The organism is Microcoleus sp. S36b_A4 (assembly GCF_036700645.1).
Taxonomy (GTDB): Bacteria; Cyanobacteriota; Cyanobacteriia; order Cyanobacteriales; family Microcoleaceae; genus Microcoleus.
Map to the genome: position 1 here is coordinate 30682 of NZ_JAUBPI010000009.1, position 25115 is coordinate 55796.

Sequence of the window (25115 nt, forward strand, 5' to 3'; positions counted from 1 at the left end):
AAGATAGGTGAAGAATATGACTGCTAACAAATTCTTGAATTTAGCAACTAGCACTTTACTTGCTTATCGCCGTTACATCCAGGCAGGATTAACACTTTGTGCAGGATTGGGATTGTCTGCGATCGCCTCTTCAGTTGCGTACAATTGGGAATACAAATCCATGCAAGTCGAACTGCAAGACCGGCTGGACAAAATAGCTACAGACATTCAGAGGGATGTTAGCGGCAATTTAGAAATAATTCGGGCTGCTGGAGCATTTTACAGCGTATTTGACGGCGTTAAAAAACCAGAAATGAAGACATTTGTTGGTCCTGCCCTCTACCGGCATCCGAGCCTGAAGGCGATCGCTTGGCTGCCCCGTGTTTCTTACTCTCCCGAATTCCTAACAGATGAAATAGATTTAGGTTTAGATTTAAAAGCCAATCGGGTAGCGTTAGAAAACGCCACAAAAAGACAAGAAATTACCGCGACTGATCGCCAAAAATGGTCTTCCCAAAATCAACCCACCGTCTTCGTCTTCATGCCAATTTTTACTCAAAGTTCTGCTGACGATGGCGCAGAATTGCCGCCAAATTTACCTGATCGCTCACCAGAAAATTTGAAAGGTTTTACTTTTGGCGTTTTGCTGGTTGATGCGATTGTCAAATCGGCTTTACAGGAAACTAACCTCAACTTTGTTAACGTTTATCTTCAAGATGCCATGGCTCCTGAAACCGAAAAATTTCTTGCTTTTTATGAAGCCAAGACAAAAAGGATAATTACCGATGAAAACATTAAAAATAACATCCAAATTGGGGAAAGAGCTTACTGCCCGGACGGCAGCAGTTGCACCCGCATTCTCAATATTGAAAATCGCAGGTGGTTGCTGCAATTACGGCTAACACCAGAGTACATTAATCCTCTAAAATTTTGGCGTTCTTTGACTGTTTTGATTTTGGGGATAATCTTAACTTTGGTGGCGACACTTTATCTCATGAGCTTGTTAAATTATACCGAAAAAATTGAAAAAATAGCAGCAGAACGCACGGCTAAATCTAAACAACTAGAGCAAACTTTGCAAGAGTTGCAACAAACTCAAGCTCAACTGATTCAGCAGGAGAAAATGTCTAGTTTGGGTTTATTAGTTGCTGGTGTCGCCCACGAAGTCAACAATCCTATAAATTTCATTTATGGCAATATCCACCACGTCAGGGCATATAGTAGCGATTTGTTAGAGTTGGTAAAACTTTACCAAAAACACTCTTTATACCCTCAGTCGGAAATTTCAGAATATTTACAAAATATTGACTTTGACTTTCTCAGCAAAGATTTGCCCCAACTGTTGTCTTCGATGAAAATAGGAGCCGATCGCATTGTTCAAATTGTTCAATCTTTGCGGAACTTCTCTCGCTTAGACGAAAGCGAAATGAAACCTGTCAATATCCATGAAGGCATTGACAGCACTCTGCTAATTCTGCAAAGTCGCCTGAAAGCTACAGCCGATCGCCCGGCGATCGAGATTATTAAAAACTACAGCCATTTACCTTTAGTAGAGTGCTATGCCGGACAATTAAATCAGGTGTTTATGAATATTCTGGCTAATGCGATCGACGCCCTTGAGAGTTACAACCTCGATCGCGGGCCCACAGCAGCGAAAGCCAATCCGATCGCGATCGCCATAACCACAGAATATTCGATCCCCGACAAAATAATTGTGCGGATATCTGACAACGGCCCCGGTATGGCAGAAAATGTCAAAAAACGGCTGTTCGACCCCTTCTTTACGACGAAACCGGTCGGAAAAGGGACAGGATTGGGACTGTCCATCAGCTATAAAATTGTCGTAGAAAAGCACAAAGGTACGCTGCGCTGCGATTCGACACCGGGATTGGGGACGGAATTCTCGATCGAGATTCCGCTGCGACAAGAAGTCAGACAAGCACTACCGTTTGTTTCGCGGAAAATATCGGAGGCAGCTTAGAAGGGGCTGGGAAAGGAAAATTTTTTTCTCATTAACTACTGTAATTCGGTCGGATTACAGTATTATATGTAATAATGCCAAAACCAATACTGCTTTAAGCAGCTTAAACCGTCGGCACTGCCGATACTGTATAACCCAAGCACGGCGAGACTAAATATGTTCAGTGACTTGCAAATTATTTACGAACGCGACCCCGCGGCGCGCAACTGGCTGGAAGTATTATTTTGCTATCCCGGACTGCAAGCACTTTTTTTGCACCGGATAGCAAACTGGCTTTATTCGGCTGGCCTGCCGTTTATACCGCGCTTGATTTCCCAAATGAGTCGCTTTTTAACAGGTATTGAGATTCACCCAGGAGCAAAAATTGGTAGGGGGGTGTTTATCGACCACGGTATGGGGGTGGTCATTGGCGAAACGGCGATCGTTGGAGATTATGCTGTAATTTATCAAGGAGCGACCATTGGCGGCACGGGTAAAGAAATAGGAAAACGGCATCCAACGCTGGGAGAAAATGTAGTGGTAGGAGCAGGTGCTAAAGTTTTAGGCAATATTCAAATTGGCAATAATGTTCGGATTGGTGCGGGTTCGGTAGTGCTGCGGGATGTCCCTAGCGATTGCACAGTTGTGGGAATCCCCGGCCGCATCATCTCTCGGAAAAAGCAGGTGGAAGATGCTCAAAATTCTCAAGGTCTACCGGATTTGGAAGCTCAAGCGATTCGAGCTTTGTTCGATAGAATTAAGAATTTAGAAGAGCAGGTTGCTTTTTTGAAATCTCAATTATCTCCGCTAACAACAACTGGATCAGAGCAAAAAGAGGCAGAAAAACATGAATTATTTATGTATTCTAATTTATTTATTACAGATTTTTTAGACGGTGCAGGAATCTAGTTAAATTTCAATTTATATAGATTTTTTCCGACAAGACTATCCTGCTACCCTGGTACAAACTAACTTTAATTTATTCAGTAACTGGCTATGACTATTGCTTCTCTCTCCACTAAAACATTTGATGAAACGAGCAGACATATATTCTCTCGCCGCTCGCACTTGCCGAACAGAAGCAATGCTTTGTGGCGAATTGAAACTGGAGTAGTGCGAACTGTAACGTGGCTTGAAGATGGCACAATTATCACCTTGGGATTGTGGGGGCCTGGTGATACGATCGGCAAACCGATATCAAAATGCGATCCTTTTCAAATTGAATGCCTCACTAAAGTCGAGGCAATTCTATTATCTGGCGATCGCTGGCTCAATAAAGATATTTTGCTCACTCACATTCAGCAGGCTGAAGCTTTTATGGTAATGCGAGGTTACAAAAGAGTTGATTTTATGCTCTATCAACTATTAACTTGGCTGGCTAAGAGGTTTGGTTCTGAGGTAGAGCAAGGACATCTGATAGATATGATTTTAACGCATCAGGACATTGCAGAAATCATCGGCACAAGTCGCGTAACAGTCACTCGCACCCTCGGTCATTTTGAGCAGCAAGGCTTGATAGATCGTCTGCCACTCCACCGGATTATTCTGCAACCTTCCGAGGTGTGGCACTACGAAATCTAAGGGTAGAATCAATGTCTCGCACGCGCGTGCGAAGCTATTCCGAAGGGAATCGCCCCAAAATTCCTGTATCCTTCGCTACTAAAAAAAACTATTGACTTTCTGAGACTGTCTGTGCAACAATCAACAGCTATACCTATAATATACGGTAAATCAATCAACTTTAAGGTGATTACTGGAGAGAGCGATCGACTCTCTAGCAGCGAGGAGCTTTTTGTGCTTTTCGACAGAGACAATACAAGAGGAAAGAAAATGAAAACTAAATCCCTGAAAGCTCGATTTAAAAGAAACAAAATAGGGGCATTAATTGCCGTCCTAGCGGTGCTGGCGATCGCAATTCCTCTGTTCCCATTTTTCCAAACCCAAGCAGCGGAATCAAAAAGTAAAATTCAATTCGTTTCCCCCGCGTGGGTTGCCCAAAACGCCAGCGACAAAAACCTGCGAATTCTCGATGTCCGTACCAATCCAATGGACTACTTTATCGGGCATCTTCCCAACGCAGTCAACATCGCCGACAACACCTTGCGCGGGCCGGACAGTGGTTTGCCAGTACAGTATCTAACGCCGGATAAACTGGGGCAATTACTGTCGCGGGCAGGAGTAACAGACAACAGCCGCGTCTTAGTTTATTCCGACGGCAGAGACATTCTCGGCGCGACAATGGTTGCTTACGTATTGGAGCGATTGGGACACTCGGACATCGCAGTTATCGACGGAGGTTATGCGGGTTACAAAGCAGCTCAAACTGTGACGAAAGAGTTTCCAAAATACGCGGCTGGTACACTGACTGTGCGCGACAACAAATCAATTCGTGTTACCCTAGATGAAGTCAAAAATTTAATTGGCAAAGCAGGCGTCACATTCATCGATCCCAGACCGGAAAAACTATTTCAAGGGGAAGAAAAAATCTGGACGCGCAACGGACACATTCCCGGCGCTCGCAACCTTCCCTGGCCGACTTTTACCGATGCTGAAAACCCTCACAAGTTGAAGTCTCTCGACGAAATCAAGCAGATTTTGGCAGCTAAAAAGATCGATCGCAACAGCGACATCATCGTTACTTGCAGTACGGGGCGGGAAGCAACGCTGCAATATGTAGTTTTGAAACACTTGCTGAACTATCCGAAAGTCAGAATCTACGAAGGTTCTTGGACTGAATACAGTCAGACTAATTTACCTGTAGAAACTGGTCCGGAACAAGCAGTGTAGAAAACAAATCTGTAGTTAACAGCAATTTTGGCTAAAAATTGACCGAAGAGGTAGAATGAAAACAGCAATTATCTCGATATCAATGCTCGGAATAATCAGCTCGATGGGCTTGGGTTTATCAACAATAGCTGAGCACCGACAAGCAGATAATTCCGTTGCTTGCACTCCTAGCGAACAACCCGATGAAAAATCGGAGACTTCGCCGCGAAACACTTAGCGCTAAAATGGAGGCTCTGCCTCGCTTTACAGTTGTTTCTCGAGTCAAGTATCTTATTGTGAATAACACCGCAGAAATTGCTTTTTCACCCCTGACAAAAACTTCGCCACCCCGATCGCAGCGTCCGATCTTAGCTCTGATACTGACGCTATTTGCTGCTGGTGCGGCCGGTTTGAGCGCCTACGGCTGGCGGCAGAGCGTTTTATTTCTGATTGGAGGCTTGCTGGGCGCGAGTTTGTATCATGCAAGTTTTGGCTTTGCTTCTGCTTACCGCAAATTATTTGCCGATCGCGATATTACAGGTGTTTTAGCGCACTTGTTGATGTTAGGAATTGCTACTGTACTTTTTGCTCCCGTACTTGCATCAGGAGAGGCATTCGGACACAAAATAGCCGGGGCTGTTGCGCCTGTTGGCTGGCAAAATGCGATCGGCGCTTTTCTATTCGGAATTGGAATGCAATTGGGCAGCGGCTGCGCTTGCGGCACGCTTTGGACAATTGGCGGCGGCAGCACGTCAATGCTGTTAACGCTGCTGACTTTTTGCATCGGTTCTTTTGCAGGAAGTTTGACCAGACACCTGTGGAATTTGCCATCGCTGCCACCGATATCTTTAGGAAAAACTTTGGGATGGATGCCCGCAGTCATCTTGCAGCTAAGCGTATTTCTGTTAATTGCGATCGCCCTCTGGCATTGGAATCGCACCAATGGCAAGCAACCCTTAACAGCAGATTTTATCATTAAAACTCCTCAATCTCAAATCAAGAATCAATGGCTTTACGGGCCTTGGTCTCTCGCTGCCGGAGCCTTTTCCCTTGCCTTTCTCAACTGGGCAAAACTGTTAATTGACGGCAGGCCTTGGGGAGTGACTTGGGGGTTTACTTTGTGGGCCGCAGAACTTGCTACTGCTTTTGGCTGGAATCCCGCAAATAACCCGTTTTGGAATACTCCCGACAAGTTGGAATCCTTGCAAAAAGGCATTTTTGCTGATGTTACTTCCGTGATGAATTTTGGCATTGTTTTGGGAGCAGTTTTAGCGGCGGCTTTGGCTGGCAAATTCACCGTCAAAACAAACCTTTCGTTACCCAAAGTTACAGCCGTTTTGAGCGGCGGTTTCATGATGGGTTATGGAGCGCTACTGGCTTTTGGCTGCAATGTCGGCGCTTTTTTTAGCGGTATTGCTTCTACCAGTTTGCACGGTTGGCTGTGGATTGCGACTGCTTTGTTGGGCAGCGTTGCGGGAATTAAATTGCGATCGCTCTTGCGACTTGAGAATTAATTTCCAACATGAATAGGCGATCGACCTGCGGGTAGGGACAAAGGCTTGGCCTTTGTCCCTACCCGCAGGTCGCGTTTTCCCGCCAAGCGCGCCTAAAACAATAAACCACTGTTTACCTATAGACATTAAGTATTTAATAGTGTAATGTATGAGATTAAGTAGAGAGAGGTGGCAAGCGCACTCAAAGATCGATCGCCAAACTTTTAGCACAACAGTCTCTCAATCTCGCCACTGTTGCCATTAATAAGAATTGCCACATCAGCGAAATCTTATAGATTATCCTGGCAAATCTCATCAGGCTGCATTTGCTCTATATCAAGCGCATTAAACTTAATTGTGCGCTCAATCCATCTGAGAAAAAATAAAAGGAACTAAGAAGCATCAATGCGGTATCATAATCTCCCAGATATTGTCTTGCAGCCATTAAATAAAAAACCTGGTTGGCCAGTATTTTCTATTAAATCAGCCGCTCTGCTAAAATCGTCCCTGTTCAAAGCTTTTACTTTCTTTTTTGCAGTAGGTTTAGGCTTGAGCTGGTTAATTCCTCAGCCTGCAATCAGCCAGGCAAAACCAAAAGATGTCGAACTCACCTTAGTTTCCTTTGCTGTTACCAAATCCGCTTACGACAAGATTGTTCCCCGCTTTGTAGCGAAGTGGAAACGAGAAAACAACCAGAATGTCACTATCAGCCAAAGCTACGGGGGTTCAGGTTCCCAAACCCGCGCTGTGATTAGCGGTTTGGAAGCCGATGTCGTACACTTAGCCTTAGCTTTTGATACCGATCGCATCCAAGAAGCCGGTCTAATTAAACAGGGTTGGGAACGAGAAGTACCCAATAACGGGATTGTTAGCAAATCAGTTGCAGCATTAGTAATGCGAAACGGAAACCCCAAAAAAATCCAAGGCTGGGCCGATTTAGCCAAACCGGGTATCAAAGTAATTACTGCTAATCCCAAAACCTCTGGTGTCGCGCGCTGGAACTTCTTAGCTTTGTGGGGTTCCGTAACTCGAAACGGAGGAAACGAACAAGCAGCCCGCACTTTTGTCAGCCAGGTTTACAAAAACGTGCCAGTGCTTCCCAAAGATGCCCGCGAAGCATCTGATACCTTCTACAAACAAAACCAAGGCGATGTACTGATCAACTACGAAAACGAAATTCTCTTGGCGAAGACGCAGGGCGAAGCTGAACCTTTCATCATCCCCCAAGTGAATATTTCCATTGACAACCCCGTGGCTGTAGTTGATAAATACGCTGCCAAACATGGAACTACTAAGGTGGCGGAGGCTTTTGTGAAATATCTTTACACGCCGGAAGCTCAGCGAGAATTTGCTAAAGCGGGTTTTCGACCTGTTAACTCGACGGTAGCGGGAGAATTTAGCAGTAAATTTCCCAGAATTGGCAAACTGTTTACTGTCGCCGATGTAGGCGGTTGGAATGCGGTGCAAAATAAATTCTTCGCTGACGGTACAATCTTCGATCAAATTCAGAATGGTCTGGGCAACAGATAATTTGTATCGAATGTGCGTTAATTAAATTTTCTCATCGACTCGTCAATAAGTTCAAAAGCAAGTGCGATCGTCGCACTTGCTTTTTTCTTTGTGTTGATTTCTTTCTTCTCACTGCCAACAGATCCGATATCTCGCACCTGTTGAGTGCCGTTAAGTAGCTGAGTATGAAGAAACTTAACGATGAGACAGCATATATCCGCCTACCTACTTAGTAGTTACTTTAAGGGGGCGGTATTGCCTCTAATATACTCGCTCCCTGCAACATTTGAGACTTTCGGGCTCTACCCGCTTCTGGGTATTCCCAAGACGGTGCAAAGGGTGGAATCAAAAACGGACAAGCTTTCCACCCACCCTTTACCCCCACGCCGAGCATCCGGCAGTTTCCGCCCCTGTGCCCGTGCTGCTCGTAATACCGACAGTGCCGACAGCTTAAACCTACATTTACGTTGCTCACGGGATTTCTCCAACCGTTTTTGTAATAAAAATATACTAACACCTGTATATCTACCGGAATTATGTACTATTATATAATGTACAATTTAAACTCGATCGCCAGTGGGGAATGTGGAACTATCTTCTAGAGTAGAATACGCCCTGTTAGCGCTCTTGGAATTGGCGAGTCACCACCCGAATGATTCGCCCCTAACAGTGAACGAACTTACTGCTTCTCAAGAGATACCGGAACGTTATCTAGACCAAATTCTTGCCGTGCTCCGGCGTGCAAGTATTGTCCAGAGTTTGCGGGGTGCTAAAGGCGGTTATTTGCTGGCGAAAGAGCCTTGGCAGATTACTTTGCTAGAGGTGTTTTCGACACTCGAAGGCGAAGGGAGCTGCAAGACCCAAAAAGTTTCGGAATCTGTAACAATAGAAAAAACTGCGGTGCTAGAAATCTGGCAGGAAGCTCAACAGGCATCTTGGGCTGTTTTGAGCAAATACACATTACAAGATTTGTGCGAACAGCGGGATGTTCGCAAACAAGCACATCCCATGTACTACATTTAATTGGAGAGAAATTAAGCCATGAAAATTGCTAAGGATGTTACAGGAATAATTGGCAGAACTCCTTTAGTTCAGCTCAATAAAATTCCCCAAGCCGAAGGAGTAGTTGCTCAAATTGTGGCCAAATTGGAAGGGATGAATCCGGCTGCTTCGGTGAAAGATCGGATTGCAGGGAGCATGATTCAGGCTGCAGAAGATGCAGGGTTAATTCAACCGGGGAAAACTATTTTAGTTGAACCGACTTCAGGAAATACTGGAATTGCTTTGGCAATGATCGCGGCGGCGAAAGGGTACAGTCTGATTTTAACGATGCCGGATACGATGAGTTTAGAGCGCCGATCGATGCTGAAAGCTTACGGAGCTCAGTTGGAATTAACTCCGGGACATGAAGGGATGTTAAGCGCGATCGCCCGTGCGGAAGAAATTGTAGAAGAAACCCCCGACGCTTTCATGCTGCAACAGTTTCGCAACCCCGCTAATCCGAAAATTCACCGGGAAACCACGGCTGAGGAAATTTGGGAAGATACAGAGGGTAAAGTAGATTTTTTAGTGGCTGGAGTTGGCACCGGCGGTACGATTACGGGAGTGGCTGAGGTAATTAAACAGCGGAAACCGAGTTTTAGGGCGATCGCAGTTGAACCCGCCACCAGCCCCGTGCTTTCTGGAGGTAAATCTGGTGCTCACAAAATTCAAGGGATTGGCGCAGGATTCATCCCAGAAGTCTTGAAACCAGAGTTAATTGATGAGGTTATCGCAGTTAGCGACGCAGATGCGATCGCCTACAGTCGCCGACTTGCCAGAGAAGAAGGATTGTTGTCAGGAATTTCTGCCGGCGCCGCTTTGTGTGCTGCAATTCAAGTCGGCAAGCGTCCCGAAAATGCTGGAAAATTGATAGTTTTTGTGCAGCCTTCTTATGGCGAACGCTACCTCAGCACAGTCTTGTTCAAAGATTTAGAATTGCCTTCAGTCCGCGAACTCGAAGCATTAGTCAGCAATTATTAATACGTAGTAGGGGCAATCCCCGTGGTTGCCCTTGCAAAGTAGGGGTAGGTATTCTTGGCACTACCCCTACTTTTCAGACTTGATACAACTTCCAACTCGCCATTGCCAACATTCCGTAAATCACAAACTTTAGCGGGCGTTGAGGCATAATTTGGCAGAATTTAGCCCCTACCAAAACTCCCGGCACCGAACCCAACCAAATTGGCAATACTAAACTCCAGTCTACTGTTCCGAGGCTGAGGTGTCCCAGAGATGTAAACATCAACAAAATTGCCGCCTGCGAAATATCTGTACCCACCAATTTAGAAGTATCCAGGCGGAAAAAAGCAATCAGCAACAATGCAAACATCGAACCGGAAGAAACGCTAGTGATTCCCACTATGCAGCCTAAAATTGCTGCTGCACCCACAGTACAAAAACGACCATAATTAGTATTTAAGTCCCATTTAGGAGGCGAAGGCAATTTAAACTTAGGGAAAAATGTTTTGACCACTAATTGGGTCAGGGATAAAGCGACAATTAGTGCGATAGCTACTCCGAGAAGGCGCAGCAATATGCTGTCTAAGTCCTGACTTCCGCTGGATTTGATGTAGTGTAAAACCCACACGCCAGTCAGGGAACCGGGTACGCTACCCAATGCCAGCCACTTAACTACTTGCAAGTCGAGGGTTTTTTGCTGCCAGTGTTTGAAGCCACCAACAACTTTCATCAGTGTAGCAGCTACGACATCCGAACTAATGGCAATTGATGCCGGAATCTGGAAAACAAAAATTAACATTGGTGTTATGAGCGACGCTCCGCCAACTCCGGTCAAACCAACAATAATGCCAACAAAAAAGCTGAGAAATGATAGTAATAAGTAGTTCACTGTTATGCCCAAAAACTGTGTAATTAAGCCCTGCCAACCAACCAAAAAATAGATAACTGGCGCGGCTCCGGCAACACAGCTACACAGGCAAAATCTTACTCGCATTCCAATCTTTCTAGCCAGGAATTTTGCTATTCAACGCTTGAGACTTACCGCGCGTTCAGCTACAAAATTTTTGGTAAAAGTAAGTAAATGCCAATAAACAAAACTACATAATTTGTAGTGTAAAAGCTCCCTGATTTTCTGATATCTACCTGTGTAACTGATTAAAAACCCTCGATTTATTTATGGGGTTTATATTCGACTTTCTACCTTGAAGTGACGAGCGTCACAGGTAAAGCAGAGCTGAGGTTAACCGACTGTTGGCTGGAAAAGAAATCGGGAGTATCGAGAACATTAAAATGAATCAATGCCACAATGACAACTGTGAAGGCGGTTGATGATATTAAACCCGTCAATAACTCTTTTTTGAGGTTTTTTTCCTTGGGTTTGTCTGTAACAACATCTAAAGTTCCTAGCTGCATCAACAGAATTCCCACAATATTGGAAAGCCAGTAGCCGACAATTGTGCAAGGAAACAGCAAATCTGGGGAAAGCCAACTAAAGATATACCCAAAGGCGTAGGCAATTGGCAGATTGAAAAATATGTCGTTCCACCAACACAGCGGTGATAGCAAATATCCAATTGCCAGAAGCAACCCGCCTCTGATCTTTTTAAACCAGACTTCGTTAAAGCCTTTAGCTTGTGGCAACTGTTGGCTTAGTTGTCCTGCAATCTGGTACTCTTCAATGACTTTTTTAGCGTTTTCCACGTTAATAGCTCATTACTCGATCGACTTACCGTAGTTTAACAGCAAAGCTGAGTTATGTCTAGTAAGTCAATCGAGTTACCGTATTTTCTTGGCGATCGGCTGAATATACTTTGTTTCCGGTAGAAAAATATCTATCCGGGAGAGGTTGTTGAGAATGCTGCCTGGTGTCGGTTTAGGCTGCGATCGAGAAATTGAAAGCTTCAGGCAAATGCTTGACAGTTTGCCAAAGATATGCAATATCGATACCCCAGTAAAATTGCAGGTAAACGAGCAAAAGCCCGATCGCAACTGTCACGCCTAGCAATTTAGGGACTATTTTCGCGACAGTCTCCAGCACTACGAATGCGGCCCAGATAGCAGCACCTAAGATGAGAATGGAAGCACTCGTGGCAACTATATCGCTATTCATGATTAACTCCTGTTGACAATCAATCGGGTATTACAAAACTACTTGGGCTCAGGGCAGTTGCCAAAATTGAATAAATTACTCCAATTCCCAATAAGCCCACAGCGGAACTGAAAAATAAAACCATGGCGTCTGGGGGATTGTAGGTATCGTGGTCAATTTGGTGGCGAACGGTGAAGTAGTGCTTAGTTGAGATTAAGACTGTCACCCAACCTATTAGAGAGAAGATTAAACCCAACTTCCACCCCATCGCCTGACGGTAATGTACGGGCATTTGCACGACGCGAAGTCGGATGATGACGACGCCAAAAGCCATGAGGGCGATCGCGGCCCGCATCCATGCTAAGAAGGTGCGCTCATTTGCCGATCGATCGATCACCCGCGACAGATTGGGCTGCTTTGGTTTCTCATCATCTACTTGCATCGGTTTGAACGATAATTGCACGCGATCGAACTCTTTAATATTCATATTAAACGGCTACCATTATTCAGGTGCCATCAAACCTTCTAAGCTAGAAGGAACGGTGAACATATAATAAATTACCCCAGCGCCTAAAATGGCGATCGCCAGACTGAAAAGAATTACCCAGCGATCCGTAGGTTCATAAGTATCGTAATCAATATCGTGGCGGACGCCGAAGTAGTGCTTAGTTGAGAATAACACCGTCAGCAAACCCACTGCTGAAAAAAGCAAACCCAACTTCCAACCATTGCCGGGAGTTGGCAGCAGAGGGGCATGGAAGGTGCGAAGGCGGACGATAACTACGCCAAAACCCATCAGCGATATTGCTGTCCGCATCCATGCTAAATAGGTGCGCTCGTTTGCCAAGTGATCCCGCACCCGCGACGGATTTGGTCGCCTAATCTTTTCTGTATTTACTTTCGTGGATTTCCAATTTAATAGCATAGATTAGCCTTTTAATATTAACTCCAAATATGAAGGTAAACTGATAGATTTCCGCTGGGACGATTATCCGCCGGGGATAGCTCCCCGGCGGGTTGTTGCGTTGGAACAGGCTTTACACAGCCGATCGCATTACAACTTCACCAAAACTAATCATTTTCCTCAGTTGGTGCGTTGGGAACTTGCGTATCTATGTAAGCCTGAGTCACATCAGGAACAAACCAATTCGCATCCCCAGGCTGGAAAACCTTAGCAGTAGGAACGTTGAATTCTACAGCCCCCGTATCGGGATTAGCTCTGGCTACAACTTGAGTTCCGTCAACTATCTTAACAGCTATACCGCCCGTCAATTCTTCTGAAGGTTGATCGGTAGTTCTTAAATCGGTTGCTTTGATATCGCTGGGTAGATAAATTCCATCGCAATCCCATTTATGTTCAGTTGTTTGGCCGTCAGCTAGAAAATAAAGGGCATTCTCGTAAGTAGAAGAAGCGGCTTTTTTGCCTTTCGGGCCGTAGACAGCCAGGGTTTTTCCTGTCTCGTTGCGGCACTGACCCCAAGGCTTTCCCGTTTCTAAAGTGTATTTTTGAAACTCCAATTGAGCGATTTTTTGCTGAAGTTGCTCAGGGGTATAAGTCGGGGCGGTATCGGGTGCATCTTTCGCTGTCCTGAGAGTGTTCAAAGCTTGAGTCACCTCTATGTAGTCGGGATTGCTCGCATATTTTGGCGTTTTTGGAGCGTCTGCCCAGGAGGGGGGAACGAATACTAAATTGGCGGTCATTACCAAGAGCACTAAAACAAATTTGAAGATTTTCACAATTTTTGTCCTTTTCTAGATTGTCAGGTTTTTTTCAACTTTCTGTTGGCTTGCTATCTTAAGACTTAGGCAAAAACGAACTATCTTTAACTGGTTGGCCTGAGAAACCAAATTTGGCAGAATCGCAAAATCTGGTTTTTTAGGATTAGACCTATTGTCAAAGTCGATCGGTGTGGGGTAGTGGCAAAGTGTTCGGGCGATATTTTAAGGATTCCTCCTCAAATTTTTAGCTGAGTTGGATTCACCACTACAGGATTTAGTGAAATGACAGGTATATTCTTGCCTAAGTCTGGCAACTTGCTAGCTCACAAAATGGCTTGAACTTTCGTAAAAATTCGAGGCTAAATTAGTTTGAAGCTGCTTTTAGCTCGGTTAATTAGTTCATTATTAACTTAGCATATTTGGTGATATATGGCAAGTAATTTAGACACCATTTTAAGAAAACAATTGGTAAGGTAAAAATGAGGGGTTATAAATTATGAACATCGGAAAAGTTATCTGCCTAGAGAGGGATATAAGTAGCGGAACCGAGGCTAATTCTTAGTTAAATTGAAATGCCGGGAGCAGGTGATAAGTACCGCTTTCAATCAGAATAAATATTCCCAAGCCAATTAATACAAAAGGGACAACAGCCTTGGTATAGCGAGTCAAAATAGGGGCGATCGCCCTTTGGCGAGTTAATCGGTAAGCGACATAAGACCAAACACCTACCATCACCGAGAAAACCGCCAAAATCACCACCAAGCTCGGCAAATCGCTGCTAGCAAACAGCGGCAAATAAATGCCGATGTTGTCTCCGCCATTGGCCACTGTTACCGCAGCCACATTCAAAGTTTGGGGATTGAAAAGATTGGAGAGTTTTGACAGCACAGATGAGTTAGATTGACGGTTAAATTCGCCAGATACGGCTTGTACGTCATTTTCCTCATTATCTCTCCTGACTAAGTGACTGATGCCGATCGCGATCGGAACCAAACCCAGCAAACCAATCCAAGCTTTCGGCACAATTAAACCACCAAAAAAACCGGGCAAACTAGCAGCGATGAGTGCTGCAAATCCGAGGTACTTACCGAAAAAGATATGCCGGGGGCGGAAAGTATCATTTACCTGGGCGAAGAACAGCATCGAAAGCACCATATCGTCGATATTGGTTGCGGCAAAAGATGTAATCCCGGCAATAATCGCTGCTGCAATCCAATTCATGTGCTGTTCCTGCAATTTTTCTAAACTTCAGTTTCGCTGGCGTTACTTCTACTCATAGTTATCAAACAGAAACAGCAACCAACTAAAGATATTATACTTAAAGTTGGACTAGCAAGAGTGCCACTTTTTACCAGAATCGCCATTCCCAATCCGATCAAAACAAAAGGCACAAGCTGATTGCCGTAGCGAGTCAAATTATCCGCAATCGCCCGCATCTGAATTAACCGATAAGCAGCGTAGCACCAAACGCCCACCATCCCGAAGAATACAGTGAGAACCACCGCCAAACCTTCTAGAGTATTGCTAGCAAAAAGTGGCATATATATCCCGATATTGTCGCCCCCATTTGCCACCGTCACCGCTGCTACGCTGTAAGTTTGAGGAGACAAAAAACTTCTAAAAAAAGATTTCTCAGATTGCTCTACTTCTGTCTCAACTTCGGAATCGTCGGTTTCTGGATTCAGCAAGCGGCTAAGCCCGATCGCAATTGGCAGCAAACCCAGCATTCCGATCCAATCTGGCGGAAATATTAAGCTGCCAAAAAAGCCGGGAAGGCTAACAAAAACCAGTGCAGTAAAGCCCAGAAACTGACCGAAGACGATATGCCTGCGCCGAAATACTGCATTCACCTGCGAGAAAAACAGCAGCAGAATCAGAATATCGTCTAGATTCGTAGCCGTAAAAGCTGTTATTGCCGTAGAAATTGCTGTTAGTAATTCATTCATTTCTGTGTCTCCTCAGATTTTTTATTGGTTGTACTTGCTGGGTTCGTATCTTCGGAACGGGCAAGATTCCCGTTCCACAAAAATTAAATTTTATTGTGAGCTGTTGATCGAAGCAACGCCTTTGAAATGCTGATTGACAATGCTGCAATATCTCAGTAAAAACCCAGTTGCTTAAAAACTATTTCTCCGAACAGCGCACTGGTAACTGCTAATCAAAAACGCTCACTGTCAAAGGGGACGGCTTTCAATCGAACACCGCCGTAAATTGCATTTTCTTCCTCGAACTTGGCATGAATTGCGTCAATACCCTGCTGCATCGATCCCGCGAGTTCAGGAGAACGCAGCCGTTGCCAGAAAAACCATCCGCAAGTAGCCGCCAAGTACATCAAGAACAAGTAAGGAAAGGCATTGTAAGGAGCTTCTGGAGGTGGGAACGTAGTGCTGCCGGGAATGCCAACGCTGCCCGCAATCGGAATCATCATAAATGCGATCGCCACCACGGAGAACAGCACATCTCGCAGGCGCAACTTACCAATTTTGTGCAGGTAAACCGGAGCTGCGATCGAAATTAAGACGTACACGGTTAAAAATCCGTAGCTGCAAATTGCCCCCAAATAACCCATACAATCGAACAGTTTGATGTTAAACATAGACATCACAGCCGGCACCAAAAATGTCATAAATGTACACAGGGTTACTGCAACGTGGGGAGTTTTATTAGACGAATGCGCTACACCTAATGAAGAGTGAAACAAACCGTGGCGCGCCATCATAAAAAACACTCTCGCCGCTGGATTGATGCTGCCGAGCACGCAAGCAAAAAAGCTAAATAAAGCGCCGAAAGCCACTAACTCTCCCAACCAACCCATGCCCACTTGTTGCGCCAGAAAAGTCAGAGGTTCTTCACTATTAGTAATAGAAACTCCAGTACCGCTAAAACCCAAAACCTCAATATAGGTCATCAGAATGAAGAATAAGCCTGCCATCACAGCGCTGCCCATGACAGCCCTGGGGATATTTTTTAAGGGTTTTTTCGCTTCGTCGCCCAGAGATGTCGCACTTTCAAAGCCAGAGAAACCAAACATTACTAAGACAAGTCCTGTCGCTATGTTCCCCGGAGTTACGCCTTCCAAAGTCAGTTGGGACATATCCAGGGCAAAACCTTTGTGCGCCCAGATGATCATTCCTAAAAGTGCGATCGCGGCCACTGATGCCCCCTCTAGCCACAGCATCGCCATAGCTGAGAGTTGGATATCTTTATAACCTGCATACCAAGCAACCCCGGCCCCGATCGCTAACAGCGTAATCGGCGAGGGATGGATGCCTAAATGACCGATGAAAGTACCCGTAAAGTTGGCAAAACCACACAAAACGGACATTGCAGTAAATAGATAAGCCAGTACCAAACTCCAGCCACAAATTACGCCGGCAGTCGGGCCTAGTCCTTTAACAATATAAGAATAAAGAGAACCGGCAGAAGCCGATCGACTCGCAAATTGGTTGATATTGATGCTGACAAATACTAAGCCTATCAAGCCGATGAGAAAGCTCAGCCAAGCCCCGTTACCCGAAAGAGCGACAATTAACCCTAGATTAGATGCGGGTATAGTTGTAGGTGCAATGACAGCAAAGGATTGAGCTAAAACCTCCCCAAACGAGAGGCAGTCCGGCTTTAAGCCGTGGGGACTGTGATTTTTTGGCGTTTTCTTAGTCATTTATCTTCTCTCTTGTTGTCGATCGACTTTTGGCGATCGGCTTAAACTTGTCGGTGCTGCTTCAGCATCGGGCCCTGCGTTAGAAGCTTAAGTATCACCTTAAGGCTCTTGACAGGTAGAATCAAATGGTCTTGTTTATCGAATTAATAAATACAAGTGATGCAGTGCCGTGGCAAAAGAACTGTTGGAAGACGAGACCTATCTGTCGCCACCAGCCCAAACCCTTGATGTTAAAAGGAAAATTTAAATAGCGGCTAACAACCGTGCTTTTCTGGGAATTCCAGTCTGTACCAGATACTCGAAAAGTTCAGGTCAAAGTTTAGCCGCCAAAGATTTTTATTTCAAAAAAAAACTGTCTGTATTTAGTAAAAGGGTACTCAGCATGGCCGGAATGACGCTTGATCAACTGCGAGTTTTTCTAGCTGTCGCGGAACACCTGCACTTCAGCCGCGCAGCGGAAGAACTTTACATCACGCAACCCGCTGTCAGCGCGACAATCCAAAGCTTAGAGGCGCAATACGGAGTAAAACTATTTCACCGCATCGGCCGCCGCATCGAAATCACAGATGCGGGGAAGTTGCTGCAAGTTGAAACTCAGAAAATTCTCGACCAAGTTGCTTTGACTGAGAGAGGTTTGCGGGAGTTGAATGACTTGCAGCGAGGCGAATTAAACTTGGGTTGTAGTCTGACCATTGGCAATTATTGGTTGCCTGATAAACTTAGCAAGTTTAAACAGCAATATCCTGGTATTTCCGTGAATTGTACTCTGGCAAATGCCGAAGAAATTTGTGCAGGGACGGCGACGGGAACATTTGATTTAGGTTTAGTGACGGGAGACATCAAAGCTTCGCTTAAGAACACTCTGGAGGAAGAAGTTGTAGGCAGCGAACGCTTGCTGATTGTAGTTGGCCAATCTCACCCTTGGTTTGAACGTGCAGAAGTGAGTTTAACGGAAATTGCGAAAACGGATTGGGTGATGCGAGAAGCTGGTTCTGGAGTTCAGCAAATGTTGGAACAAGCTTTGCAAAGTTGGGGCGTTAATCCCGATGAATTGAATGTAACTTTAGTTTTGAACAGCAGTGAAATGGTAAAAGCAGTGGTGGAAAGTGGCACAGGTGCAGCGGCTATTCCTGAATTGATGGTAAAAAAAGAATTGCAGCTATCTACACTACGAGCGATTAAAATTATAGATAGCCAACCAAGTTCTAATGTATGTTTGGAAATAATTAAACCCGTTTTAAAACTGAAGCACCGACAGCGTTTTCAAACTGGAATTACTAAAGCTTTTGAACAGATATTAACTTAAGGTGCTGGTAATTGGTAATTCAGGACTTACGCACCAATACTCAAGAAAGCGGGTTTTTTACCCACATAAAAAGCTAAACCCCGTGTATTTTCGTAAAGAAACCCGGTTTCTGGCTACCCCTGCGTGCAGGATTATAATTATCTCTCAACCAATTTCCTCAAGTCCAATATATTTTTACCCCCATCACCAACAATCAGCGGCAATTTCCCATCCCATTTTTCTATAGCCTGCCTTTCCAAAAGTTCCGGAGTCAAATTGTCCCGCAGCAACCTTTGCACTTCGGCTTCTCCCTTGGCTAAATTCACCTTAGCGTCCGCCTGTTTTGCTGCTTTTAGCGCTAAAAACTCCCCTCTTTTTGCCTCCTGTTCGGCAATTTGTTTCGCCTCCACCGCCTCGCTAAACCGCTCAGAAAAGTGAACGTGTACTAAAGAAATATCGTCAACGGCAATGTGATATGTAACTAGCCTCAAGGTCAAAGAATCATCAACTGCGGCTTTAACTTCTCCCCGCTTAGTAATAATTTCTTCAGCCGTGTATTTAGCCATAACTGCTTTTAATACTTCTTCAACAGCCGGCTCGATAATGCGAGCCACGACTTCTTTCTCGTCACCTATTTGTTGAAAAATAGCATTGGCTTCTTCTGGGATAATATGCCAGTTGAGCGCTACATCCGTGAAAACATCTTGCAAATCTTTTGAGGAAGCTTCAGCGGAACTTTCCTGTTTTTGTACCCTGACGCTCAACTTTTTTACACTATAAACTGTGGGGACTATTACGTGAAGTCCTTCTCCGAGTACCTGTTCTTGGACTTTACCAAACTGCATCAGCACGCCTCGTTCTCCAGCGTTGACAATGATAAAAAATCTGGATAAAATAGCTAAAAACACTATCAATAGAGCTAGTTGAATAGCTAGGTAAAAATCCTTATTTTTTTTATTGCTTGATTTGAGTGAGTCAACGTTTTTGCTGGATTCTACAACCATATTCCACCCCGATCGCACTTAATTCTCTGCTCAATATTGACTTAATAGATATTCTATTTTCCTGCTATCAACAATTGTTCAAAATCCGCTGATGCCAAAGGAGGACTAAACAAATATCCTTGCATTATATCGCACTTATAGCGCCATAGAAAATCTTTTTCGGCTTCCGTTTCAACTCCTTCGGCAATTACCTCAAGACAGAGACTGTGCGCCATTTCAATAATAGCTTTCACAATCGCTGCATTTGTGCAACCATCGGTTATATTGCTGATAAAACAGCGGTCTATTTTTAAAGTATCGAAGGGGTATTGCGTCAGATAGCTTAAAGAAGAATACCCCGTTCCGAAATCGTCAAGAGATATACAAACTCCCAAATTTTTCAAGTGTTGCAAAGTGGCGATCGCACTTTCGGCATCTTCTACCATCAAACTTTCTGTCAGCTCTAATTCCAAACTGCTCGCTTGCAAACCAGTTTCTGCTAAAATTTGGGCAACTCTGCTGCTGAGATCCGGTTGGTGAAATTGGCGCGGCGACAGATTCACCGCTATCCGAAGCGAAAAACCAGCATTTTGCCAAACTTGCATTTGCTTGCAAGCTGTGTGCAAAACCCACTCGCCTAACTCTACAATGAAGCCAGTTTCTTCGGCATGGGGAATAAATTCTGCAGGCGAAATCAGCCCTTTTTCTGGATGTACCCAGCGCACTAAAGCTTCGGCGCTCATAATCTTACCTGTCTGGACATTGACTTGTGGCTGATAGTAAACTTGGAATTCTTCTCGTTCCAGTGCGTCGCGCAAACTTGTTTTTATCTGCTCTAATTTGTCGGTGGCATCTTGGTTGAATTCGCTGCTTGGCGATCGCAAAGTATTGTACTGTTCGGCGACAGCTTCTTGTTTTTTCAAGCGGCTCGATATCGCGCCCACAAGTTCAGCTTTACTAAAAGGTTTAGTCAGGTAATCATCTGCTCCCAATTCCATACCTTGCCGCATTTCAGAGCGATCGGCTTTACCGGTCAGAAAAACAAAAGGTACTGTAGCAGTAACCGGATTAGATCGCAAGGCCACCAGCACCCCATACCCGTCAAGTTCTGGCATCATCACGTCGCAAATAATCACGTCGGGAACATTTGACACCGCCGCATCTAAACCTTTTGCTCCATTTTCTGCACCCGTCACGTCGAAACCTTCAGCTTTGAGGAGTTTGAGAATATTTTCCCGAATTACTTGCTCGTCCTCAATCACTAGAATCTTTTTCATACGTCATTCCCTGAAAGCGGTATAATTGATAGGCGTTATTGAACGCGATAAGCGTGGCAATAACTGAGAACGCACAGCTCGATCGGCCCAACAGCCGAATATTTTCCGACACAAATAGCAAACACCTGAAAAACGCTAATTTTTCAAGCACAACTAGATTAATGTTTCTCTGCTTACTCAGTGCCGTCCGTATTATTATGAGGTTAATTAATAATCTCTCAACTAATTCTAGGCGATCGATAGTTAGCAGCGCCTTAAATAACTGCTAAACTAATTGTGCCACCTGAACGATTGTCTGCAAACAATCTCAGTCTATTTATACCAGTTGTCAAAAATAATGCAACTGCAAGCAAGTTCCAAACCCTTGCGGAGTCAGTATTCCCCCATTTTTCAATGTAAAATCTCAACTTTTAAATCTCAAATGGTATTACCTACTGGATTCCCTGAACCCGCACAGATTGGGGTCATAGAAGTTAAGCAATATCCTCACTACCGCGCTGTCACCTACACCCACGCGGGCGATTTGCGACAAGCAACTGGCATCGCCTTCAATCCCTTATTTCAACACATCAGCAACAACCAAATTGCGATGACAACGCCAGTAGAAGCGCGCTACACGAAAACTTCCGGGCAAATCGATGCAGTTCCTCAAGCTGAAGTTTCGTTCCTCTATCCCGCACCAAATATCGCCCCCAGCAGCGTTAACTCCGCTGTAGAAGTTACGGATACTTCGCCCATGATGGTTGTCAGCATCGGCGTGGGCGGGGCCTACACTTGGGAAAGCTACGAAAATAACCTCCAGAAACTCAAAGATTGGCTTCAAGAACATCCTGAATACGAAATAGTCGGGCCGCCGCGCCGCTTTTTTTACAATTCCCCGATGACGCCGGAAGCAACTAAAATCAGCGAGGTACAAATTCCGATCAAGTGCCGCTGACGTGAACAACTAATTCGCGAATATGACCCCGCTGACGATGTTCCCACAGGTAAATTCCCTGCCAAGTTCCTAACAGCAACCTGCCGCGGTCGATCGGGATTTGTTCAGAAGTATGAGTCAGCGCAGTGCGAATATGCGCCGGCATATCGTCTGGGCCTTCCGCATCGTGAATGTAGCGATCGTCCTCCGGTACCAGTTTAGCCAAAAAGTTAGCCAAATCCTTAAGTACATCCGGGTCAGCATTTTCTTGAATCACCAAACTAGCAGAAGTATGGCGCAAAAATAAACTACAAAGTCCCGTTTTAATACCTGAATTCGCCACCACATCTTCTATCTTAGGAGTGATTTTGGACAGAGATTTTCCTGTAGTTTGAATCTTGAGTATCTGTTGATAGTGATTCATTCGATTTTAGATTTTAGATTTTGGATGAGACTGATGCAAAAGTCTTCTGTCGGCGGAGGTAGACTTTGTTTGTGTAAGATCGATTTCTAATCGCACTTATGAAAAATAGTCTACAACAGCTTGGGCGAGATCCTCCGTACCATTTTTATCCAATTTACCCGACAAACGGGGCGGATGCAGCGGTTGCCGCAAAAACTCCCAATCCCCCTCAAAAAACTCCGTCGCCGTCAAGATTTGATGTTCCGCATAATTTTGAATCCCTTCCAGCAACACCCCAGCTTCTGCAAAACCTTCTCTCATTATAGAAACGACAGGTATTTCCAAGCGCAAAGCTTCCGCAAAAGTGCTGTATCCCGGTTTAGAAACTAAGCGCCCGCAGACAGGCATAATATCAACCGGACGGGGTAAAATCGGGAGAGATTTTGCAAACTCCTGATTTTTGACTTTAATCAAATTCGGCAAATCGGGAGCTCCCGCATCAAAAGTAATAAATTGCCAGTCGCTAAATAGCTGTAAATTTTGATAAGGAATTTCCTCTAAACCCAATCCGCCGAAAGTCAACAAAACAGTTTTTTCCAGGGGTGTTTCAATTCCGAATACTTCCCGAATTTTCTCGTTACTGTAGCGAGGATTGCCGCCAGTCAAGCCAACATCTTGAATATTGGGGAAAGCTGTCATCGGTTCGTGCAAAGGAAGACGAAAAAGCCGATCGCACATTCCGAAACATTCACCAATCCAATCTGCCATTTCTACAAATTCCCCGCCCCACTCGCGATAGATAAAATCCCACCCGAAATTGCTCATCATCCAGCAGGGAACCCCAGCCGCTGCCGCCATTCGCGTTGCCAAAGGAGGAATATCTGCCAGCACCAAACCCACCCGATTTTGCTTGATAAAATTAACTTCGCTGGCAATTAGGGAATTTTGCTTTTTCCGGATTTCCCGCAATTTTTCCAGCGTCGCGTCTTTATCCATATTCAAACTGTCAGCTTGCACCACACCCACATCAAAAGCGCGGGGACGGTGGATAAAGTCGCCACCAATATAACATTCTAGCAGCCAGCGAGGTGCTGTTGTTGTGATAATTAGTAAGATATCTGGATTTAATTCTTGAATTTTTGCAGCTACGGACGCAACTCGGACAGCATGACCGAATCCGTGATTTGTGATGGCAATATATAATGTTGGTCGAGACATTTATAATAGGGAATGGGGAATGGGGAATTGGGCATCGGGCATCGGGAATTGGAGGTAGAGACTGAAAGGCAACAAGGCCAAGCTTCAAGCGACGCACAACCAACAATGACACAATGAATAACTAATGACTATCGAATATGCAAGAACTCATCAATCGTGCGCGCCCTCAGACCAAACAGGCAATTGATTAATTTTGTCCAGCGTTATATCTACATACTTTTTACCATCCGCTGCTAGATTTTCCCCAAAATATCCCTCATCGCCGTCGTGCTTGTGAGGGCCGCTCACAGCTTCTGCATAGCGGCCTTGCAAACGAGCTTGATTGAAAGGAGAAGTAGCGTACCAGTACCAGCGAGTCGGAAAAACTATGCCGCCGATATCCTCAATAGAATCGCGAGTGCCGCGAAAGTGGAAAATGCGATCGGCTTCTGCAAAACCATTTTCTCCCGAAAACACCCCCCCAACCGAAACAACCGTAATTTCTGCCTTCAGCCATTCTTTAAGATAACGAGTAGCACCTAAAGCAACTTGTGCGCCGCCGCTAGTGCCAATTAAAATAACTTTTAAAGGTTGTGGAGAATTAACTGAAATGGGGGATTTAGCATTCATCCGCTCGATAATTGCATTAGCTATTCCCTGATTGTATGCAAAGCCGTAGCGATAATCTAGAGAAATTGCAAACCTCCAGAGATTGCGAATTTTAATGAATATATTCCCCGCAATCGGCCCTTTTTTTGCCTGTTCTGCAAACCGCCAAAAAGGAGCTAGCCACCGCTCTCCTCCTAAACTTTTGTTAGAAACTGAGTAAGGAAAAACATCGCCCACTGCTACGCATTGCGGGTGAATTTTAACTAAGCGCTTGAGAAACAACTCTTCGCCCGGCGTTAATTCGTCCCCCGAAAAATCGCCAACTCCCGGTAAAAAGATGATATAGCAATTAAGTGGCGAAGACTTACGCGCTTCTAGATTGCCCTTCTTAGATGGCAATATCTCCGGTGGATTTTTCTTGATACCAAAAGTTTCGGCACTTTGATTCAGCCACCATATAACAGTGCCCACTGGCGAAAGAATGCCCCAAATTATCAAAATTACACCTGCGATCAGCAACAAATTTAAACTTCCCCCGCGCAGCCATGCAAGTATCCGTAAAATCAATCTTAGCATTTAATAAAATCTGGTAGAATGCCAATTAATTACTTAATTACCTAGAAATAGTTCGGTGATGCTGCTGTATTAGAGCTTATTTTGTACAAGTTGTCAACTATCTTGAGGAGCAGGAGTTCAACGTGAAGGGAGAAGATTCAATTGCAGGTTTGGGCGCAACGCTTTGGAACGCGCTTTCTTTGAACGGCAATTTTTACGAAAAAACTCCCTACACTCGCAGAACTAAGCGAATAGCTTTAACAATTGTAATTTTAGCTGCGCTGTCCCGCGTGTTGGGCAGTTCTGTCATCTTGTTAATCAACCGAACTGAGCTATCAATATTATTTCTAGGACTTTTCATAGAGGGTTTGGCAGTCGCGGGGGGTTATTATTTTTGGACTTTCACTATCTTTAAAATCGGGGAGTGGCTGAAACCGGGTCACGTAACTTATCGGGAGCTGCTGGTTCCAATCGGATTTGCCTATGCCCCCCAAGTTCTGAGTTTCTTAACCTTAATTCCCTTGCTGGGAGAAGGAATAGAGCGCATATTAGTTGTCTGGAGTTTGCTAGCTGTAATTGTGGCGGTTCGGCAAGGTTTGGATATTCAAACTCGCTGGGCGGTGTTAATTTGTCTGGTGGGTTGGCCATTGATTCAACTTGCGATCGGCTTTGTGGAAGTATTTGAGCAGTTGCTGTCACGATGGCTTTAATTA

At 44.8% G+C, this 25115-nt stretch carries 27 protein-coding genes; 12 read left to right on the plus strand and 15 right to left on the minus strand.

The genetic code is table 11. The annotated features are described in order from the left end of the window. The first annotated feature begins 16 nt into the window (after positions 1-16). The 7 genes from QUA03_RS04645 (at position 17) to QUA03_RS04675 (ending at position 7728) form a co-directional block, all read left to right on the plus strand. Entirely contained in the window at positions 17-1960 is a 1944-nt protein-coding gene (locus tag QUA03_RS04645; protein WP_333210108.1) for an ATP-binding protein, read from the plus strand. A gap of 156 nt (positions 1961-2116) precedes the next feature. Continuing rightward, positions 2117-2848 carry a serine O-acetyltransferase gene (gene cysE / locus QUA03_RS04650; protein ID WP_333210110.1) on the plus strand — a complete coding sequence of 244 codons (732 nt, stop codon included), beginning with the start codon at positions 2117-2119 and terminating at the stop codon, positions 2846-2848. 87 nt (positions 2849-2935) lie between these two features. Next, entirely contained in the window at positions 2936-3520 is a 585-nt protein-coding gene (locus tag QUA03_RS04655) for a Crp/Fnr family transcriptional regulator (protein ID WP_333210112.1), read from the plus strand. A gap of 249 nt (positions 3521-3769) precedes the next feature. Then, complete coding sequence (locus QUA03_RS04660; RefSeq protein ID WP_333210114.1) at positions 3770-4726, plus strand: sulfurtransferase; 957 nt, start codon at positions 3770-3772, stop codon at positions 4724-4726. Positions 4727-4781: 55 nt separating this feature from the next. Next, entirely contained in the window at positions 4782-4943 is a 162-nt protein-coding gene (locus QUA03_RS04665) for a hypothetical protein (protein ID WP_333210116.1), read from the plus strand. Positions 4944-5001: 58 nt separating this feature from the next. Continuing rightward, positions 5002-6219: a YeeE/YedE family protein gene (locus QUA03_RS04670; RefSeq protein ID WP_333210118.1), complete on the plus strand. Its 1218-nt coding sequence runs from the start codon at positions 5002-5004 to the stop codon at positions 6217-6219. Between the two features lie 384 nt (positions 6220-6603). Beyond that, entirely contained in the window at positions 6604-7728 is a 1125-nt protein-coding gene (locus QUA03_RS04675) for a sulfate ABC transporter substrate-binding protein (protein WP_333210120.1), read from the plus strand. A gap of 220 nt (positions 7729-7948) precedes the next feature. Here the strand turns inward: QUA03_RS04675 and QUA03_RS04680 are convergent, their stop codons facing one another. Further along, entirely contained in the window at positions 7949-8182 is a 234-nt protein-coding gene (locus QUA03_RS04680; protein WP_333210122.1) for a hypothetical protein, read from the minus strand. A 110-nt stretch (positions 8183-8292) separates the two neighbouring features. Between QUA03_RS04680 and QUA03_RS04685 the strand changes: the two genes are divergently transcribed. Further along, a complete protein-coding gene (locus QUA03_RS04685) occupies positions 8293-8730 on the plus strand; it encodes an Rrf2 family transcriptional regulator (protein ID WP_333210124.1) in 438 nt (145 codons plus the stop codon). A gap of 18 nt (positions 8731-8748) precedes the next feature. Continuing rightward, complete coding sequence (gene cysK / locus QUA03_RS04690; protein ID WP_333210126.1) at positions 8749-9729, plus strand: cysteine synthase A; 981 nt, start codon at positions 8749-8751, stop codon at positions 9727-9729. A 73-nt stretch (positions 9730-9802) separates the two neighbouring features. Here the strand turns inward: cysK and QUA03_RS04695 are convergent, their stop codons facing one another. The 9 genes from QUA03_RS04695 to QUA03_RS04735 all read right to left on the minus strand — a co-directional run bounded on the left by QUA03_RS04695 (position 9803) and on the right by QUA03_RS04735 (position 17177). Beyond that, positions 9803-10597 (minus strand): sulfite exporter TauE/SafE family protein, encoded by a 795-nt coding sequence (locus tag QUA03_RS04695; RefSeq protein WP_333210128.1) that lies wholly within the window; start codon positions 10595-10597, stop codon positions 9803-9805. A 308-nt stretch (positions 10598-10905) separates the two neighbouring features. Further along, complete coding sequence (locus QUA03_RS04700) at positions 10906-11409, minus strand: hypothetical protein (protein ID WP_333210130.1); 504 nt, start codon at positions 11407-11409, stop codon at positions 10906-10908. A gap of 172 nt (positions 11410-11581) precedes the next feature. After that, on the minus strand, positions 11582-11818 hold the full coding sequence (locus QUA03_RS04705) for a hypothetical protein (RefSeq protein ID WP_333114783.1): 237 nt from the start codon (positions 11816-11818) through the stop codon (positions 11582-11584). Positions 11819-11837: 19 nt separating this feature from the next. Beyond that, a complete protein-coding gene (locus QUA03_RS04710; protein WP_333210132.1) occupies positions 11838-12284 on the minus strand; it encodes a DUF202 domain-containing protein in 447 nt (148 codons plus the stop codon). Positions 12285-12299: 15 nt separating this feature from the next. Beyond that, entirely contained in the window at positions 12300-12722 is a 423-nt protein-coding gene (locus QUA03_RS04715; RefSeq protein WP_333083967.1) for a YidH family protein, read from the minus strand. Between the two features lie 146 nt (positions 12723-12868). Next, complete coding sequence (locus tag QUA03_RS04720) at positions 12869-13534, minus strand: hypothetical protein (protein WP_333210134.1); 666 nt, start codon at positions 13532-13534, stop codon at positions 12869-12871. 540 nt (positions 13535-14074) lie between these two features. Continuing rightward, a complete protein-coding gene (locus QUA03_RS04725; protein WP_333210136.1) occupies positions 14075-14737 on the minus strand; it encodes a cadmium resistance transporter in 663 nt (220 codons plus the stop codon). Positions 14738-14757: 20 nt separating this feature from the next. Then, on the minus strand, positions 14758-15462 hold the full coding sequence (locus QUA03_RS04730) for a cadmium resistance transporter (RefSeq protein ID WP_333210137.1): 705 nt from the start codon (positions 15460-15462) through the stop codon (positions 14758-14760). 212 nt (positions 15463-15674) lie between these two features. Beyond that, positions 15675-17177 carry an APC family permease gene (locus QUA03_RS04735; protein WP_333210139.1) on the minus strand — a complete coding sequence of 501 codons (1503 nt, stop codon included), beginning with the start codon at positions 17175-17177 and terminating at the stop codon, positions 15675-15677. A 391-nt stretch (positions 17178-17568) separates the two neighbouring features. On the opposite strand from QUA03_RS04735, the gene QUA03_RS04740 reads away from it, so the two are divergent. Next, positions 17569-18483, plus strand: coding sequence for a LysR family transcriptional regulator (locus tag QUA03_RS04740; protein ID WP_333210141.1), 915 nt, complete (start codon positions 17569-17571; stop codon positions 18481-18483). A 137-nt stretch (positions 18484-18620) separates the two neighbouring features. Here the strand turns inward: QUA03_RS04740 and QUA03_RS04745 are convergent, their stop codons facing one another. Then, positions 18621-19466 carry a prohibitin family protein gene (locus QUA03_RS04745; RefSeq protein WP_333210143.1) on the minus strand — a complete coding sequence of 282 codons (846 nt, stop codon included), beginning with the start codon at positions 19464-19466 and terminating at the stop codon, positions 18621-18623. Positions 19467-19519: 53 nt separating this feature from the next. Next, the gene (locus tag QUA03_RS04750; RefSeq protein ID WP_333210145.1) at positions 19520-20722 is read right to left on the minus strand and encodes an EAL domain-containing response regulator; all 1203 of its coding nucleotides are present in this window, start codon (positions 20720-20722) and stop codon (positions 19520-19522) included. A gap of 421 nt (positions 20723-21143) precedes the next feature. Here QUA03_RS04750 and QUA03_RS04755 point away from each other — a divergent pair, with 421 nt between their 5' ends. Further along, on the plus strand, positions 21144-21659 hold the full coding sequence (locus QUA03_RS04755; protein WP_333210147.1) for a heme-binding protein: 516 nt from the start codon (positions 21144-21146) through the stop codon (positions 21657-21659). On the opposite strand, the gene QUA03_RS04760 is transcribed toward QUA03_RS04755, so the two are convergent. The 3 genes from QUA03_RS04760 to QUA03_RS04770 all read right to left on the minus strand — a co-directional run bounded on the left by QUA03_RS04760 (position 21646) and on the right by QUA03_RS04770 (position 24423). Beyond that, positions 21646-22062: a secondary thiamine-phosphate synthase enzyme YjbQ gene (locus QUA03_RS04760; protein WP_333210149.1), complete on the minus strand. Its 417-nt coding sequence runs from the start codon at positions 22060-22062 to the stop codon at positions 21646-21648. The two genes, QUA03_RS04755 and QUA03_RS04760, sit on opposite strands and share 14 nt — an antisense overlap. A 96-nt stretch (positions 22063-22158) precedes the next feature. Continuing rightward, on the minus strand, positions 22159-23259 hold the full coding sequence (locus tag QUA03_RS04765; protein ID WP_333210151.1) for a glycosyl transferase: 1101 nt from the start codon (positions 23257-23259) through the stop codon (positions 22159-22161). A gap of 150 nt (positions 23260-23409) precedes the next feature. Beyond that, positions 23410-24423, minus strand: coding sequence for a hypothetical protein (locus QUA03_RS04770; RefSeq protein WP_333210153.1), 1014 nt, complete (start codon positions 24421-24423; stop codon positions 23410-23412). 122 nt (positions 24424-24545) lie between these two features. Between QUA03_RS04770 and QUA03_RS04775 the strand changes: the two genes are divergently transcribed. Further along, on the plus strand, positions 24546-25112 hold the full coding sequence (locus QUA03_RS04775; protein ID WP_333210154.1) for a hypothetical protein: 567 nt from the start codon (positions 24546-24548) through the stop codon (positions 25110-25112). Positions 25113-25115 lie beyond the last annotated feature (3 nt).